Below are 12,951 nucleotides of genomic sequence, written 5' to 3'. Positions count from 1 at the left end.
TCCTCGGCAAACTATCGGGACGTTCACGTCGGTTCCCTAACGTTTGAATAGTGTTGTATGGTATCGTGAAGTATGGCAATCAGTATCTCCGAGGATCGATTCGAGGACGTTCCGGATTTCGACTACGAACCGCAGTACGTCGACGTCGGCGATCTACGGATGGCGTACGTGGAAACCGGCGGTGATGGAGAGAGCGAGGAGTCCGACGAAACGTTTCTCTGCCTCCACGGCGAACCGACGTGGTCGTTCCTCTATCGGAAGATGATGCCCACCTTGGCCGAACGCGGCCGCGTCGTCGTCCCCGACCTGATCGGCTGCGGGCGGTCCGACCGATACGAGGACCGGGACGCGTACTCCGTCGAGATGCACTACGACGCGTTACAGACGTTCGTCGAGGAACTCGATCTGACGAATATCACGCTCGTCTGCCAGGACTGGGGTGGCGTCCTCGGGCTCCCGCTCGCGACCCACCAGCCCGAGCGGTTCGCGCGCCTCGTCCCGATGAACACCGGCGTGCCGGACGGCACACAGGAGATGAGCGACAGGTGGCACGAGTTCGCCGAAATGGTCGCGACCGCCGACGACCTCGACATCGGTAGACTCGTTCGCAACGGCTGCTACCGCGACCTCTCCGAAGAGGTAGTCGACGCCTACCGGGCGCCGTTCCCCGACGAACGGCATATGGCCGCCGCGCGGACGTTTCCCGGCCTCGTTCCCACGTCGCCCGACGATCCCGGGGCGGAGCTGATGGCCGAAACGCAGGAGCGCCTCGGCGAGTGGGAGAAACCGGCGTTCGTGCTGTTCGGGAGAGAGGATCCGATCACGTCTCACGACCGCGATCCGCTCCGACACCACATTCCGACCGCGACCGAGCAACCCGACATCTGGATCGACGAGGCCGCACACTTCCTGCAGGAAGACGCCGGCGAGGAAATCGCCGAACGTATCGTCGACTTCGTCGATCGAACCTGAATCGAGCGAGACGGTCGAACCGAGCCGACTCGCTATCGCGGCGTTTCGGCACCCCACTTCTCGAGGGCCGTCGCCAGTTCCGGATGGTCGTCGGCGTAGGTCTCGAGGTCCTCGCCCGCCATCGAGGCCTCGACGGACTGTCGGAGCGCTTTCGCGCCCGCGTGCGTGCCGTCGGGGTGGCCGTGGACCCCGCCACCGGCCTGGACGATGATGTCCGTCCCGAGCGCGTCGAGCAACTGGTCGACCACGCCGGGATGGAGCCCGCCGGAGGCGACCGGAAGGACGGGCTGCAGTCCGTGACAGTCGCCGGTGAGCCACGCGTTGATCCCCGGGGTGTCCTCGTTTGCGAGTTTGCCCAGTCCCGCGGTCCCGGTGTGGATGTGATCGACGCCACAGAGGCGGGCGATCTGGGCGATGACGCGCATCGAGACGCCGTGATGGTCGAGCCGGTCGAAGGCGGCGTGCATCGCTCGATGGGCGTGGATCGCCAGCCCGTGATCTTCGCAGCGCTCGCGGACGCTCTGGACGGCCGCCCAGCCGCAGGTGATCACGTCGACCATGACGAAGCCGCCGCCGTGTTCGGCGACGAGGTCGACGCGCTCGAGCATCTCGGTGGTCTCTGCGGTGACGTTCACGAGGTAGTCCTTGCGCTCGCCCGTCTCCTCCTGGACGCGGTCGCGGGCGGCGAGGCTCTCGGCGAGTCGATCCCGGAAGGGATTGAAGTCCTGATCGGTGAGGTTCTCGTCGTCTTTCAGCAGGTCGATACCGCCGCGCCAGGCTTCCTCGCCGATTCGGGCGTGGGCGTCGGTCGAGAGACCCACCTTTGGTTTCGGCACCGTCGCCAACACCGGCCGCTCGCCGGCGTCGAGTTTCTCGCGGGCGACGCTCGTCCCGAACTGGGGTCCCGGAAACCCGCTCGTGATCGATTCCGGCCAGTCGCAGTCCTCGAGTCGGATCGAGTCGACGGCCTTCATCCCCAGGATGTTGCCGGCGATACACGAGAGGATCTGTGGCATGCTGCCGGCCTCAAACAGTTCGACTGGGTAGGCGACGGTGACCGTCCGTCCGTCGATACCGCAGGCGACTGCACCGAGATCCGTCAGTTCGTCCTCGTCGACGTGCAAAGCGGCCCACGTGCCGTTCGAGGACTCCGAGGCGACGCGGCTGGCCGCCGCCTCCATCGACATCCCGTCGGCCGGCTCGATCGCGAACTCACAGACCAACTCCGTCGCCGCGGGCTCGTATCCGAGGTCCAGGAAGTCGTCGTACTCGATCCCAGTCATGGTACCATCCCACGTACACCGTATCCAGTAATAGTGCTTGTGCCGGCCCGCGAACGGCCGTCGATCGGAACGTCGCTGCTGCGTCCTGTCTCGAACCGTGATTTTTCTAATCGTCGTCTCTGAATCCCGAATACTGTTTATTTGTCAACTTCCGCTACCGTCGAGAGCCGCTGACGGCCGGTACACTAATACGTCACTTCTCTCATCTATCCTGACTGAGAAAATTCCGAAAATTAAAGTCGTGTGATAATCTACTAGGAGAGAACGGGTCCATGACAGACAGTACAACAGACAGTCCGGGCGACGGCGGGTTCGACGTGGGCTCGAGCGCCGACGAACTGTTCGGAGAGTTCGAGGAGACCGACATGGGTGACCAGGACCGGACGGAGTCGGCGGTGGAGGACGAAACCGACCGGCCGGAAACGGGTGGTATCGAGGACAGGACGGCCGCCGCCGTCTTCGATCAGCTCCGGACTGAAGGGGCTGATGAAGGCGGTGCCGACGATGTACTCGCGGACGAGAGTCCGGACGACATCATCGCGAGCGCGGACGAACCGGAGTCCAACCCGGCGACGTCAGTCGACGACGAGTTCGTGGTCGATGACGGAGAGTTGACAGAGTTGCTGCTCACCGACCGCACGAAAGATCAGGAGTTCCTCTGGGTCGACGCCGACGAGTCCGACGATCCACGGGACAACGAGTCCACTGATCTCACCGGGACGGACGAAGAACTCGAGCGAGCCGACGCGGAAACGCCGTCCGTCGACGGTGACGACGACTCGGACGCACCGACAGCGACTGCTCCCGGAACCGTCGACGAGTCATCCGACGGCGAGTCCGGCGTCGAGAACGGGTCCGCTGATAGCGAGTCCGCCATTGGAAACGGGTCCGCCGATGCCATCGAGTCCGATGTCGCTACTGTGACTGACACAGACTCGGGGAGCGACACCGCAACTGCGGTCGATGCCGACGCCGCTCCTGAGACGCCGTCGAACCCGAGCGCCGACACGGCGGCCCGGAGCGACGACGCGGGCTCGAGTCTCGACCCCGAGTCGGACGCGCCAGCAGTCGACCCAGGGCCGACCGACTGCGATGGTGACGACGCGGAGAGCGATACCGTCACTGAGGAGACCGAGGCTGCAGACGCCGAGACCGAGACTGAAACTGAAAGTGAAACCGAGACTGCGGTCGACGAGACAGAGGACGCGACCGCAGCCGACGACGAACCGTCGGGACTACTCGGCCGGCTGCGATCGCTGCTCGGCGGGTTGTTCTGAATTCACCCTCGGTCGCTCTCCCACCGAACGGACTGTTTTCGATGCCGACGTCGCGGCGCTTCCGTCCGCGGCGGTCCGTACCGATGCGTCTCGACCGCCTCGACTCGTCGCTCTCGAGCGCGTCACCCCTCGGGATGCCACGCGAGTCCGGCCCGCCGGACCGTGTACGACTTCCCACCGCACTCGGGACACTGCGTCCCGCCCCTTTCCGGATCGTCCGGTCGCTCCGGGATCGTCTGCTCGGAGCCACAGCGATCACACTCGAGCCAGACTGGCATACCGACGGTGACGCGCCGGGCGACTATGATCGTACTGCGAGAGAGTGACGGGGAGCCCTCGGCAGTCTCGGTACCGGCGACTCGGGAACTACGTGGCTCGAGTCGAGTCGCGTCGAAAAAGACGAGATACCGCGCGACTGCTCGCGACCGCGCGGCGGACGCGAGCGCGAGACGGCAGCGTTACGCGAGGAACTCTTCGATCTGGTCGGCGACTTCCTCGGGAGTGTCGCCGACGGGGACGCCGGCGTCGTTGAGGGCGCTGATCTTACTCTCTGCAGTGCCCGTTCCGGAGCCGGAGACGATCGCACCGGCGTGGCCCATCCGCTTGCCCGGCGGTGCGGTACGGCCGGCGATGAAGCCGGCGACCGGCGTGTCGACGTAGTCGTCGATGAACGCGGCCGCTTCCTCCTCGTCCTCGCCACCGATCTCACCGCACATGACGATGGCGTCGGTGTCGGGATCGTCCTCGAACAGCTCGAGGGCGTCGACGAAGTCGGTGCCGATGATCGGGTCGCCGCCGATACCGATGGCGGTCGTCTGGCCGATACCACGGTTGGTCAGGCTGTCCACGACCTGATACGTCAGCGTCCCCGAGCGGGAGACGAGACCGACGTTCCCCTCGGCGAAGATGTTGCCGGGGAGAATGCCCAGTTTGGCCTCGCCGGGCGTGATGAGACCGGGACAGTTCGGACCGATGAGTCGGGTATCGGTCTCGGAGAGGCGCTTGTTGACTCGCGCCATGTCCTGGGTCGGAATGCCCTCCGTGATCGCGACCGCGAGGTCGAGATCCGAGTCGAGCGATTCGAACACCGCGTCGCCGGCGAACGCCGGCGGGACGAAGATCACGGACGTGTCCGCGTTCTCCTCGTCGACGGCCTCGTGGACCGTGTCGTAGACCGGCACGCCGCTGACCTCCTGGCCGCCCTTGCCGGGGACCGCACCGGCGACGACGTTGGTGCCGTACTCCATCATCTGTTCGGCGTGGAACTTGCCTTCCCCGCCGGTGATGCCCTGTACCACGACGCGCGTGTCGTCGTCGACTAGTACGCTCATTGGTCGTTCACCTCCCCAGCGTACTCGACGGCACGCTGGACCGCGTCCTCGAGGGTCTGTTCGACCGTCACGAGGTCCTCGTTGAGAATTTCCATGCCTTCCTCCCAGTTGGTCCCGGCCAGTCGGACGACGACCGGCTTGGGGATCTCGTCGAACTGCTCGAGCGCCTCGTTGATCCCGCGGGCGACCTCGTCGCCGCGCGTGATGCCGCCGAAGATGTTGAAGACGACCGAATCGACGTTGTCGTCGGAGAACACCATGTCGAGCGCGTTCGCGATGCGGGCGGCCTTCGCGCCGCCACCGACGTCCAGGAAGTTGGCGGGTTTGCCGCCGTAGTGATCGACCAGGTCGAGCGTCGTCATCACGAGGCCCGCACCGTTGCCGATGATGCCGACGTTGCCGTCGAGGCGGACGTAGTCGAAGCCGTACTCGTCGGCCTTCTGCTCGAGTTCGTCGCCGCCGGCCGCTTCCTCCTCCATCTCGGCGAGTTCGGGCTGGCGGAACAGCGCGTCCTCGTCGATGTTCATCACGGCGTCGGCCGCGATGACCTCGTTATTGCTGGTGACCATCAGCGGGTTGATCTCGGCGTCGGCGCCGTCCTTGTCGTCCCAGAGCTGGTAGAGCGTCGTGAGAACGCTCGAGACGTCGCGCGCGATCGACTGATCGACGCCGGCGTCGTAGACGGCCTTGCGGGCCTGGTAGGGATGCATCCCGAAGGAGGGATCGATGTGTTCGCGGGCGATCGCCTCGGGATCTTCCTCGGCGACCTCCTCGATGTTGACGCCGCCCTTGGTCGAGACCATCGCGACGGGTTTGCCCTCGCCGCGGTCCATCGTGATCCCAACGTAGAGTTCGTTCACGAAGTCGACCGCTTCCTCGACGAGGACGCGATCGACGTGATACCCCTTCAGATCCATGCCGAGGATCTGGGAGGCCGCGTCCCGAGCCTCGTCTGCGTCCTCAACGAGTTTAATTCCGCCGGCCTTGCCTCGGCCGCCGACCTGTACCTGCGCTTTCACTGCGACTGGATACCCGATCTCCTCAGCCGCGGATACGACGCCGTCGACGTCGGACGCGAGCTGTGAGTCCGGCGTCGGAATCCCGGCATCGGCGAAGACGTTCTTCGCCTGATACTCGTGTAATTTCATGCCATTCGAACGGGCGTGCCGACCTTGCTTAAATCCTGCCAGTTTCCACTCGCCACCGGAGATCGATCGACGTGTATCGACTACACCGGGTGCGTTACCGCCGTACCGTTTTCTCATCGCCCCTCTTTGTGTGGGTTTTCAACTGAAGGTGGGTGTGACCTTCCCGCACGTCCGAACTCGGTCCCGAATTCCCACTACGAGTAGTCGTTTTTCCAGTAGTACGAATCCGAGTAAATTCCGATCGATCGGTCCGTCGTGGGTGAAGCTCGCACGATCTCATCGTATTTTATGGTTCGGGAAGTCGACCGAACGACGGATCGACGGGATCGACACAGCATTCAAACGTCTGCCGGCCGCTACCTCGAGACGAGGCGCACCGTCGTGAGGAACCCTACCGCAACGCATCGAACGTCGGGTTGGGTGTCATCGATAACGACCGCCCTTCGGTTTCTGGTCCACAGTAACCTCTTCATCTCGCTGGCGACGGTCAGCGTCGCCGTCACGACCGTCCTCCTCGCGGACCTGCCCCTCGAGCCCCTGCCGCTGTTCATCGTCTTCGCGGCGACGATGTTCGTCTACACCGTCAACCGGTTCACCGACCTCGAGGAGGACGAACAGAACGTGCCACAGCGCGCGGCCTTTACCAAGCGGTACGGGACGCTCTGGCTGTCCGCGGGAATCGCGCTCTACGTCGCCGCGGTCGGAATCGCCGTCGCGCTCGCGCTCCCCGGTGCGGTGTACATGCTCCTCCCGCTCGCGGTCGTGTTCCTGTACTCCGTCGGCGGGGTCAAGCAGATCTTTCTCGTGAAAAACCTCGTGGTCGGATTCGCCTGGGGCGCGATCCCGCTCGGCGTCGGCTACTACTACGGTCAGTTGCGCTCGCCGGAGATCCTGTTTCTCTTCGCCTATATCACGACCATGATCACCATCGCCGCGGTGATCTTCGATGTGAAGGACATCGAGGGCGACCGCGCGGAGGGGATCCCGACGGTCCCCAACCTGTTCGGTCCGCACCGGACCCGCATCCTGTCGCTGCTGGCGACCGTCGCCGTCGCAGCGGCGGTGGTCGCCCTCGTCGTCGGCGGCGCGGTTCCGCGCGAGTTCCTCGTCGTGCTCGCGATGAACGCCTACGTCTGTGCGTACGTCCCCTTCGCGACCACCGACCGCGGCCCGCTGTACTACGGGTTCGTCGTCGACGGCGAACACGTCTTTCTCGCCGCCGTCGTCCTCGCGCTCGAGTGGCTGGTCTGGTGACGCCCGCGGTCAGTCGACTGCGGACGCGATAGGTCAGCCCTCGGAACGGAGCGCCGCGACGGGACGCACCCGGATTGTTACTCGAGGACGGCGAACGAAGCGTATGGCAACCACTGGCGAATCGGAGACGGCGGATGATCCGTTCGTCGAGCGGGTGGTGAAGGCGGTCGTCTCGATCGTCGTGTTGGTGCCCGTAACCGTGTTTCTGGGGTACGGCGGCTGGATCGTCCTGACGCTTACGGCGACGTTCGGCGGCTACGATCCGGAGACGGACGACGGCGCTCTCCTGCGAAACCGATTGCTGGCGTGGCCCGATCGCAACAGAGCGGTCATGCGCACCGACGGGCGAGCCGAACTCCCGTTGAAACCCTGACGATCCCGGCTCTCTGGCCGCTGCTATAGGAGCGGCTTCGCCGCCTCGAGCGGACGATCCCGGTGCCCTTCCCCGTGATGAGAATCGTCGGTGAACTCGGGTGACGGGTCACTCGTCGGATAGATTTAGCTCGACGCGCGACCGTCGATGTCGGCGTCGGTCGCGGATCGGGAAGGGGACGGCGTCGCAGTCAGTTCGGGCGAGGCGTGTTCTCGCGAGGACAGCGGTCGCTATCGTTCGGCCGTCGATACTCGGCGTGGTCGGCTCAATCGCGATCAGATTCGCTCCAGTCGCAGTCTTGGCACTTCCAGCCGGTGACGAGTTCGGTGACCGACGGCATGTAGACGACCTTCAGTACGTTCCCGCCGCACTCCGGGCACTCCTCGTCGGCCTCCTCGATCGAATCGACTTCCATCACGGAGTCGCCCTCGACGAGCTCCGCGAGTTTTTCGGCCGTCACCATTCTCCCCTGAACGACGCGATTTTCGCTCACACTCGGGATACCGGACGCGATGCCCTAAGCGTTTCCTGATCCGATCGCCGCCTCGAGGCGGACTCGCGGCTGATGCGCTCTCGGTTCGGCTCGGAACGAACGACCGATTCACCGACGACTGCTGAGAACGAAAGGCGGTTCCGGGGCGGGTCGGAACCGGAGATCGGCGTCGCACCGGCCAGCCGTATCCGTCGGCCTGCCTCCCCCATCCGGTGGCCGTCTGCGGCGTTCGAGGATCTCCACCTACCGCATCGTAGTCGTCGGGACGAAACGGTATCAGTGTATTCCGTACACCGCGTGCACGGCGTGCACGCGCCGCGATCGGTCCGCCACCGACTGCTATCCGTCGCCGATACTCGCCGCCGGCGGCTACTCGTCGATATCCATCTCGGTCGCTCGCTCCGCGAGGGTCTCGAACCGACCGATCGCCCACTCTCTGACTCGCGCGTCGGTCGACTCCAAGAGCGCCGTCGGCAGTCCGCTCTCGTCGTGGACACCGATCTGGACGGCGTCGTCGACGACCCCCAGATAGAACGGGATCTCGTCCTCGACGATCGAGACGGAAAGCGACTCCGCATCGACCATCGCCGCGAAGGTGTCCGCGATCGCTGGGTCCGTCCGCAGCGTCTCGGCAACCGACTCCGTGACCAGCAACTCGAACACGGCCCCCGATTCGATGGCCTCCCGTGACGTCTCGAGCGGGTTCGCCCCCGTCGCGGGCAGTATCGCTCTGACGTGTGCCGCGTCGGCCAGGCTCGCCGCGTGACGCTCGACCGGAGCGTAGGGGTTCGCCGTAGTGGACTCGACGACCGTCGCGTCGACCAGCCGCTCGAGATCGAACCCGAGTTCGGTCGCCGGAATTCGCTCGAGCACCGGCCGCAACCGAATCGCCGCTCCGACCCGGTCGACGGCCGTCGTCACTGCCGTCGCCACGAGGGCACCGGCCGACGTGAGCTCGTATCGTCGGTCCCGTTCGCGGAGCAGCCCCCGCTCCGCCAACCCGTCTAAATTCCGTTGGAGCGTCGTTCGCACGACGTCGACAACCGTTCGCAACGCGTCTCTCGAAACGTCACCCTCCGCTGCCAGCGTCTCGAGGATCCGTACTCGGGTCGGTGAGCGTGTGACGTACTCGAGCATCTCGATCTCGTCCCCCGTTCGATCACCCATCACGTTTCGGTTCTCCAACTGCGTCTACTTTATCGCACTGGCCCTGCTGGGGGCTCCGACCGCATGCCGGCGATCCGACCGATCGGCACGAGCGAGCGCTGTCATCGACCGGGACGCCGCGATCGGCCTGTGTCTGCGGGCACAATCGTATAGAACGTCACGCCCGAACGATCGGGTATGGAGACGCGATGGGCGACCGTCGACGGCGTTACCCTCGAACTGCCGGCCGATAGCACTGTCAGCGAACTCCGAGACGCGCTCTACAAACCCGACGACGCGGCGCTGGTCGCGGTGACGGGTGATCTCGTCTCGGTCGTCCACGACGAGGACCGACCGCTCTCCGAATTGGTCGCCGGCTGTGCCGAGACCTACTACTTCCGCCGACCGGACGGCCCCGAGCGAAACGGCGTGCTGGCCGCGCCGGAACTCGAGGACGCGCTGGACGGTTCGACCGAGCACCGAGGGGACGCAGAGACGACGTTCCAGCGGCCCGGAATCGATCACTGAGCCGCCGACTCGATTTCGACCGGGTCGCCGACGCGGAGCGTCTCGCCGCGATCGGCCTCGAGAACGCGCGTGATGATCATCAGCGAGTAGTAGTGGTCGAACGCGTCGGCGTCCGCCCACTCGGGGAACGTTTCCTCCCGCTTTCGAACGAACTGCGACTGAAACTCCGCGATCGGCTCCCCGGTATCGGGATCCCGCTGCGGGACGACACACCGTCCACAGGGCGTCACCCCCTCGAACCGAACGTCACCGATCTCGAACGCCGGCGCGTCCGCGCCGACAAACCGATCCTCCCAGAACGGGTCGACGCCTGACACCTCGATGTTCGCCCGGATTCGCCGCCGAGCGCTCTCGACGCTCATTTCGTCGAACCAGGACGCGACCGTCTCGAGCGTCGCCGTACTGACGACTGACGGCCCCATCTCACGCCGATCGACGAACCCCAGCGACGTGTCCCGCTCGAGCGAGAGCTCCGCGTCGAAGAACTCGCTGAACCAGGATTCGGCGGTCTCACGGTCGGCCTCGAGATCGAACTGCCGTTCCTCGCCGTCGGGCGTCTCGACCGCGAGCGTGCCCGTCACGGGATCGTACTCGGTATCGAGCGCGTGCACTCGATCCGTCCGCTTGCCGTTGAAAACATCGCCGTCGGGATCGAACAGCGCGAACTCCCTGTCGTGGGCCAGCGTTCCGCCCTCGAGGACGTCGGCCGCCTCGAGATCGATGCCGTCGAGCCCCTTCACCGGATAGACCCTGAGCCGGTTGAGTCGTGCCATTACCGCCACGTACCGGCCGGTCCCCTATCAGTCTTCTTTCGAACGGGATCGAATTGCAACGCGCGTTCACGGCTCGGCGGTCTCCCACTGCCGGCTATCGATCAGCGGCCGGATCGATCCCAGAGAGTGACTACTCGCGGGGACTCCCGCGCCGCGCTCAGTCGATCGTCACGACGGGATCGCCGCGCTGATCGAACTCGACCGTTATCTCGTGGTCGGCGTACGAAAATCCGATTCGACCGGATCGACGCTCGCCGGATTCCGTCGTCGCAAAGATCGCTGCGAGCGCATCGGGATCGACCGCCTCGAACAACGGTGGTAACGACAGTGGATCGGCGTCCTCGAGCGTCGCGACGCCGGTGACGATCCGCTCGTGCACCTCGTCGGTGTCGACTGCGAGGGATTGGCCCATTGGTAGCTACCGCCACATCGCTCTATTAATAGCTTGCGGAACGTTCGATCGCCGTGGTCATTGCCAGACGCGCCGGCTAATGGTACCGTCGCGATCTCGGGTCGAGTTGAATACCGGCGGTATCCCGTTGCTCACTCGGTGTCGAGTTCGAACTGTTCGTTCTCGGAGACGGCGTTGAGAACGATGCTCGTATTCGACTGATTGATATCCGGATCGGTGATTAGCGTCTTGATCTGGTCGTTCATGTCGTCCGTATCTTTGAACTTCCCGATGGCGATCACGTCGTAATCTCCCGTAACTTCGTAGACGGAGATCATCTGGCGGTGATCCTTCAGCGTCTCCGTGATCTCGGGGAGCGCGTTCCCTTCGGCTTTGAGTTGCATGACGGCGGTCACGTCGTAGCCGACCGCGTCGTAGTCGATCTTCGGCGTGTAGCCCTCGATCACGCCCTCGTCCTCGAGATCGGAGAGGTGGTTCGACACGGTGGTGACGGAGACGTCGAGTTCCTCGGCGAGACTTCGCAGACTCGCGCGGCCGTCGTCGAGCAGTTCGTTTACCAGATCTGAATCCAGGTGTTCGTAGGTCATTGTTCGGTATGAAGCACTCCTCATACTAGGGGTTTACGAATATCCAGTTCTATCCGCTTCTTTTGAGACGGTGTTGTAATGTGTGCGCACAAGTCGTGCAGAGGTGCGAATTGGTGAAAGAACACTGACCCGCTCGTCGACGGTTGCCGGAGACGAACTTCGACGAAGTCTCCGAAACGAGAGCGACGATGGGGGAATTCGGTCTTCGAACTCATGAAAAAACCTCTCCAAAAAAGATTATATTTCTGACATTATTTCATAGCGAACGGGTCATACGCCACTTTACACCCGTCGCAACCGGGTTCACGGAGACGGAGTCGTAACGAGGCGCTGTCTCTCAAGTTCGATCGCCGGAGAACCGCGCGATATCAGTGACCGCTGGGAGACGGTTATGACTCGCGGACAATTCCATGAGCGCAGTCATAGATCGGGCGAAGAAACGGCCGGTATGACCCTGATATTCGTGGGGGCGATCCTGTCACTCTGCCTCCTCCCGTCGGTCTGTTTCCTCGGATTCTGGTACGGGCTCGTCCGCATGCAGCGGAGTTCACTGATCGCCCGCACGAGCGATCGCGCGGGTCACACTGATCCCGCAGTCACGTGGGGCGACGTTATCGACGCGTACGCCGATCCACAGAAACGCCTCTTTGGGCCCCCATCCGATTCGCAGACACCGGCGACTCGCGCCGATCAGTGTTCCGCGTGTGCCGCTGACAACGACTCGGTCGCGTCGTTCTGTCAGAACTGCTTTCGGAAACTCGAGTGAGACGCTCGACTGCTGCTCCTCGGACTCGTATTCGTTTCGATCGAATCGCTATCCAGGTACGACGTACAGATCGAAACCGTAGACTGGAGTGACGAAAGTATCGACACTCGCTTCGAGAGACTCCGTGTGTTCCGGCCGGGAGAGACTCGAGCATTGTCTGACTGTGAATCCGATTTGGAATTTGAACTACTCCCAAACGTGTTCGCTACGCTGCACGCAACTGATCTCTTTCAAATCCAGGGTTGCATTTCCGGCTCACGAAATGGGTTGCTGAGAAATGCTCCGTCTGGGATTTGAACCACGCGAAACGCTCTCTATCGCTCGCGTTTCTCTACTTCAAATCCCATCCGTGCGCGCTTCGCTCACTCACAAACGTTCGTTCGCTGTAGTGCTCCGTCTGGGATTTGAACCCAGGTCATCGGCTCGAAAGGCCGAAATGATTGGCCGGACTACACCAACGGAGCGATCTGTGCTCGCACCGGGCTCGCGTCACCGCGTTCAGCGAACCGTCGGGGCGTGCTTCGCAACTGGTTGTTGCCGAGGCCTAATGAAAAACGTTCCGTTCCGGGCCCGCAGTGGCACGATATCACGCACGTTGACCCGTTATT

15 protein-coding genes and 1 tRNA gene are annotated in these 12,951 nt (G+C 63.8%); 6 read left to right on the top strand and 10 right to left on the bottom strand.

Going from position 1 to position 12,951, the window contains the following annotated elements:
- The first annotated feature begins 72 nt into the window (after positions 1–72).
- Positions 73–972 (top strand): haloalkane dehalogenase, encoded by a 900-nt coding sequence (locus tag LDH66_RS01545; RefSeq protein ID WP_226479325.1) that lies wholly within the window; start codon positions 73–75, stop codon positions 970–972.
- Positions 973–1,004: 32 nt separating this feature from the next.
- Here the strand turns inward: LDH66_RS01545 and rbcL are convergent, their stop codons facing one another.
- On the bottom strand, positions 1,005–2,255 hold the full coding sequence (gene rbcL, locus LDH66_RS01540; protein ID WP_226479324.1) for a type III ribulose-bisphosphate carboxylase: 1,251 nt from the start codon (positions 2,253–2,255) through the stop codon (positions 1,005–1,007).
- Between the two features lie 272 nt (positions 2,256–2,527).
- On the opposite strand from rbcL, the gene LDH66_RS01535 reads away from it, so the two are divergent.
- Positions 2,528–3,532, top strand: coding sequence for an MSCRAMM family adhesin SdrC (locus LDH66_RS01535; RefSeq protein WP_226479323.1), 1,005 nt, complete (start codon positions 2,528–2,530; stop codon positions 3,530–3,532).
- Positions 3,533–3,654: 122 nt separating this feature from the next.
- Here LDH66_RS01535 and LDH66_RS01530 read toward each other — a convergent pair whose 3' ends face one another.
- The 3 genes from LDH66_RS01530 to sucC all read right to left on the bottom strand — a co-directional run bounded on the left by LDH66_RS01530 (position 3,655) and on the right by sucC (position 6,011).
- Positions 3,655–3,810: a hypothetical protein gene (locus LDH66_RS01530; protein WP_226479322.1), complete on the bottom strand. Its 156-nt coding sequence runs from the start codon at positions 3,808–3,810 to the stop codon at positions 3,655–3,657.
- A 180-nt stretch (positions 3,811–3,990) separates the two neighbouring features.
- Positions 3,991–4,863, bottom strand: a complete 873-nt coding sequence (gene sucD / locus LDH66_RS01525; RefSeq protein ID WP_226479321.1) for a succinate--CoA ligase subunit alpha — start codon at positions 4,861–4,863, stop codon at positions 3,991–3,993.
- Positions 4,860–6,011 carry an ADP-forming succinate--CoA ligase subunit beta gene (gene sucC, locus LDH66_RS01520; RefSeq protein ID WP_226479320.1) on the bottom strand — a complete coding sequence of 384 codons (1,152 nt, stop codon included), beginning with the start codon at positions 6,009–6,011 and terminating at the stop codon, positions 4,860–4,862. Before sucC ends, sucD begins: the two co-directional genes overlap by 4 nt.
- 420 nt (positions 6,012–6,431) lie before the next feature.
- Here sucC and LDH66_RS01515 point away from each other — a divergent pair, with 420 nt between their 5' ends.
- Positions 6,432–7,265, top strand: a complete 834-nt coding sequence (locus LDH66_RS01515) for a UbiA family prenyltransferase (protein WP_226479319.1) — start codon at positions 6,432–6,434, stop codon at positions 7,263–7,265.
- Positions 7,266–7,368: 103 nt separating this feature from the next.
- The gene (locus LDH66_RS01510; protein WP_226479318.1) at positions 7,369–7,638 is read left to right on the top strand and encodes a hypothetical protein; all 270 of its coding nucleotides are present in this window, start codon (positions 7,369–7,371) and stop codon (positions 7,636–7,638) included.
- Positions 7,639–7,903: 265 nt separating this feature from the next.
- On the opposite strand, the gene LDH66_RS01505 is transcribed toward LDH66_RS01510, so the two are convergent.
- Together LDH66_RS01505 and LDH66_RS01500 are read right to left on the bottom strand one after the other, a co-directional pair.
- Positions 7,904–8,131: a DUF5795 family protein gene (locus LDH66_RS01505; RefSeq protein ID WP_226479317.1), complete on the bottom strand. Its 228-nt coding sequence runs from the start codon at positions 8,129–8,131 to the stop codon at positions 7,904–7,906.
- A gap of 369 nt (positions 8,132–8,500) precedes the next feature.
- Positions 8,501–9,298, bottom strand: a complete 798-nt coding sequence (locus LDH66_RS01500) for a helix-turn-helix transcriptional regulator (protein ID WP_226479316.1) — start codon at positions 9,296–9,298, stop codon at positions 8,501–8,503.
- Between the two features lie 177 nt (positions 9,299–9,475).
- On the opposite strand from LDH66_RS01500, the gene LDH66_RS01495 reads away from it, so the two are divergent.
- A complete protein-coding gene (locus LDH66_RS01495; protein WP_226479315.1) occupies positions 9,476–9,805 on the top strand; it encodes a hypothetical protein in 330 nt (109 codons plus the stop codon).
- On the opposite strand, the gene LDH66_RS01490 is transcribed toward LDH66_RS01495, so the two are convergent.
- From LDH66_RS01490 to lrp, 3 genes are all read right to left on the bottom strand, one after another.
- On the bottom strand, positions 9,799–10,578 hold the full coding sequence (locus LDH66_RS01490) for an MOSC domain-containing protein (RefSeq protein ID WP_226479314.1): 780 nt from the start codon (positions 10,576–10,578) through the stop codon (positions 9,799–9,801). The genes LDH66_RS01495 and LDH66_RS01490 overlap by 7 nt on opposite strands.
- A gap of 157 nt (positions 10,579–10,735) precedes the next feature.
- Positions 10,736–10,990, bottom strand: coding sequence for a HalOD1 output domain-containing protein (locus tag LDH66_RS01485; protein ID WP_226479313.1), 255 nt, complete (start codon positions 10,988–10,990; stop codon positions 10,736–10,738).
- Between the two features lie 131 nt (positions 10,991–11,121).
- A complete protein-coding gene (lrp, locus tag LDH66_RS01480; protein ID WP_226479312.1) occupies positions 11,122–11,577 on the bottom strand; it encodes an HTH-type transcriptional regulator Lrp in 456 nt (151 codons plus the stop codon).
- 448 nt (positions 11,578–12,025) lie between these two features.
- On the opposite strand from lrp, the gene LDH66_RS01475 reads away from it, so the two are divergent.
- Positions 12,026–12,343, top strand: a complete 318-nt coding sequence (locus LDH66_RS01475; RefSeq protein WP_226479311.1) for a zinc ribbon domain-containing protein — start codon at positions 12,026–12,028, stop codon at positions 12,341–12,343.
- A 389-nt stretch (positions 12,344–12,732) separates the two neighbouring features.
- On the opposite strand, the gene LDH66_RS01470 is transcribed toward LDH66_RS01475, so the two are convergent.
- Positions 12,733–12,807, bottom strand: a tRNA-Glu gene (locus LDH66_RS01470).
- Positions 12,808–12,951 lie beyond the last annotated feature (144 nt).

Source organism: Natrinema amylolyticum (assembly GCF_020515625.1).
Taxonomy (GTDB): domain Archaea; phylum Halobacteriota; class Halobacteria; order Halobacteriales; family Natrialbaceae; genus Natrinema; species Natrinema amylolyticum.
The sequence above is the reverse complement of the archived record's forward strand: the minus strand, read 5'-3'. Positions and strand labels throughout refer to the sequence as shown.